The sequence below is a fragment of the Erythrobacter sp. CCH5-A1 genome, from assembly GCF_001557115.1.
GTDB lineage: Bacteria > Pseudomonadota > Alphaproteobacteria > Sphingomonadales > Sphingomonadaceae > Erythrobacter.
This window is the reverse complement of sequence record NZ_LSKQ01000043.1, coordinates 1-3,006: the sequence shown is the minus strand read 5'-3', so window position 1 is coordinate 3,006 and position 3,006 is coordinate 1. Positions and strand designations below refer to the sequence as shown.

The 3,006-nt window shown below is 60.3% G+C and carries 3 protein-coding genes; 1 reads left to right on the top strand and 2 read right to left on the bottom strand.

The features are described 5' to 3' along the window. The first annotated feature begins 1,187 nt into the window (after positions 1–1,187). Positions 1,188–1,649: a lytic transglycosylase domain-containing protein gene (locus AX708_RS20710; RefSeq protein WP_197426332.1), complete on the top strand. Its 462-nt coding sequence runs from the start codon at positions 1,188–1,190 to the stop codon at positions 1,647–1,649. Here AX708_RS20710 and AX708_RS02180 read toward each other — a convergent pair. Further along, the gene (locus AX708_RS02180; protein ID WP_067489438.1) at positions 1,629–1,904 is read right to left on the bottom strand and encodes a hypothetical protein; all 276 of its coding nucleotides are present in this window, start codon (positions 1,902–1,904) and stop codon (positions 1,629–1,631) included. The genes AX708_RS20710 and AX708_RS02180 overlap by 21 nt on opposite strands. A gap of 119 nt (positions 1,905–2,023) precedes the next feature. After that, on the bottom strand, positions 2,024–3,006 hold a 983-nt coding region (locus AX708_RS02175), incomplete at its 5' end, for an IS3 family transposase (protein ID WP_054590525.1).

Here is a 3,006-nt window from a genome sequence, read left to right as displayed (position 1 = left end):
CCGTCCTTCACCGTCCAGCGCCGACCGCGCAACACGTGGTCGGCCGGACGCTTACTTTCGTCCGAAAGGGCATCGCGGATGAAAGCGGACGTCGGGAAGGTCGGTCGGAAGATTTCGCAACCGGAGATAGGTCTCCCCGATTGTTCCCCGTAACCCCTTCGAATTGTCCCATATCCATTGGATGTTGGGTGCGGTGTTGGCTTCGGCGAATGTGGGAATTGGCGCGTGCGCCCGCGGGCCTAACTGCCCGATCGCTCTTAGCACGTCAGCGTTATCGCAGCCGGCAAAGCAATGGACGAGGATGCCTCGTTGGCCCTGTCGTACAGATAGGGAAGGGGTGGCATCCGCATGTGCCGGACATAGGCACATCGCATAGGATCCGTGCCACCGACCGCGCAAAGCTGCCACGATATCGACTGTCTCTTGGGTCGGTCGAAGGGCCATCAGCATAACTCAACTCCTCTACCATATCACTTCCCCCTTTTCTCCTTGTTTTGTCGCGCCTTCTTTGCGTCGTCAGCACGGGTCTTTCGCCTGATTTCTGCCAAATTCGGCAGCCGCAGAGCGTTAATCTTTCGGCAGGGAAGAGCGCCTGCCGGTTTACTGACACGAGAGGTTCGACCTCTTTTTATGATCAGTGCCAGTTGCCCCTTGGGCCGTATCGATGGCGCGTTCGGATTGGCATATCGGCTTCAGCGCGGGGCGCTTGGCCGATCGGCCTGTGGGCGCAATCGCCGGCTTGATCGGTCGGACGCCATAGCCTATTGTCGGCCCGCGATATGAGAACCGCGCCGAAAGGTGTGGTTATGAGAAAACTCTCCGTTATCCTTTTTGCCATGGTCTGTTCGCCGGCATCGGCTCAGGGTGTGGCTGTTCACACCTTCGGTGCTGAAGCACCTGAGGCGTTTCAGGAAATCGTGCCCGGCTCAGCTGTGATACCGGCGCTTCCGGTCGACACTGGACCGGGTTCTCCTGAGACAGCGCTACTCGATTATATGGCATCCCAAGGCGCCCCATCGCCAGAAGGTGAGACTCCGACGCTTCCCGTAGTGCCGGGCTGGATGAGGGCAGGGCGAGTTTCATCGAGCCCCTTCAGCCCTCTCCGGATCGACCCGTCGGCCTCCTGCGGATCGGAAGGGTACTTTCCCCGCCATGGCATTTCGGTGGATGCACAAGCTCGGCGTAGTGTGTATTTCGACCTGATCGTTCAGGTCGCCTGCGAGGTGGGGGTGCCGGTACGTTTGTTTGACGCCCTGATCGCTCAGGAAAGTCGGTACCGCCCTTATGCTCGGAGTTCTGCTGGCGCCATGGGCCTCTCGCAGCTCATGCCTGGCACCGCCGCGTATCTGAGGGTGGCCGATCCATGGCACCCTGAGCAGAATCTTCGTGGCGGCGCTCGCTACCTCAAGGAACAGCTCGACCGGTTCGGTTCATGGGAGCTTGCTCTGGCGGCTTACAATGCGGGGCCGGGGAGGGTGGTGCAGTACGATGGAATTCCGCCGTTTCGGGAAACACGCGATTATGTTCGGACGATCCTCGCGTCGATCGACGGGGGAGGCGGGCGCCCGTCGTTTGACCGGCGCGGAAGGCCGTTCCGCGCCGTAGCGATCTCACCTTTCAAGCTGGCGTCACACGTTCCAGAAAACTGAAAAGCCGACCGACCAGGCATAATAGATGCTAACCGCCAGGATCACCGGTGTGCCCTTAAGATAGTTCAGCTGCCAGCGCAGCCAGATCTTCGGCAAGAGCAAGGTCTTCTGGAGGCCCGTCTCGAACGCCGGGCGCCAACGTCCTGATCGCCAGTCGTCGGCGGTTACGATGACGGACAGGACAGCGCACAGCACCGCCATTGCGCCGACGGCTATGTAGAGGCTGGTCCAAGCTATAAGGGCTTCCTGTTTCATCACCGCATCCTAGCAACTGCTCTCTTCATAAACCCTAACTCGGCCTGTCCGTCGTCAGAACATTTGGCACAGGTCGCGGCGTAAATTAGCGGAGTGCGGGCCTCGTCTGTTGTTGGGTTTTAGGCGGCGAGCTTACGGTGTTGCAAGCGCCGATGTTCAATGGTCTGTCGCTTGATCCTTTCGCGTTGTTTGATGATGGCTGGTGCCCTGCCGAAGTAGGCGTCTGCGGGCGTCACGTTGTTTAGGCTCTCGTGGTATCGGCGGTGGTTGTAGTGCTCGACGAAGGTCTCGATCTGGGCCTCAAGGTCGCCGGGCAGGAAGTAGTTCTCGAGCAGGATGCGGTTTTTAAGGGTCTGGTGCCAGCGCTCGATCTTGCCCTGGGTCTGGGGGTGCATCGGGGCGCCGCGCACGTGGCTCATCTTGTTGGCCTCGATGTATTCAGCCAGTTCGCCCGCGATGTAGCTGGGACCATTGTCGCTGAGCAGCCGGGGCTTGTGCAACACCGTGGCGCTGTCGCATCCGGATGCGACCAACGCTACATCCAGCGTGTCGGTCACATCCTCGGCCCGCATGTTGGTGCACAACTTCCAGGCGATGATGTAGCGCGAGAAGTCGTCGAGCACGGTGGAGAGATACATCCAGCCCCACCCGATGATCTTGAAGTAGGTAAAATCGGTCTGCCACATCTCGTTCGGCCGGGTCGTCTTGGTATGGAACGCATCAGCCGCTTTCACCACGACGTATGCCGGGCTGGTGATCAGATCGTGGGCCTTGAGCAGGCGGTAAACCGTAGCTTCGGACACAAAGTATTGGCGCTCATCGGTAAATCGCACCGCCAGTTCGCGCGGTGACAGCTCGGACTGCTCCAGCGCCATTTCGACGATCTGGTCCTGCACCTCGGGCGCGATCCGGTTCCACACCCGGCCTGGAGCCGATGGCCGATCCGCCAACGCCTCCGGGCCGCCTGCGAGGTAGCGGTCATACCAGCGGTAGAACGTCCGCCGGGCGATGCCGAGTTGGTCCAGCGTTCGCTTGGCAGGCAGGTGGGACTGCTCGACGATCCTGATGATCTCGAGCTTCTCGGATGCGGGATACCTCATTC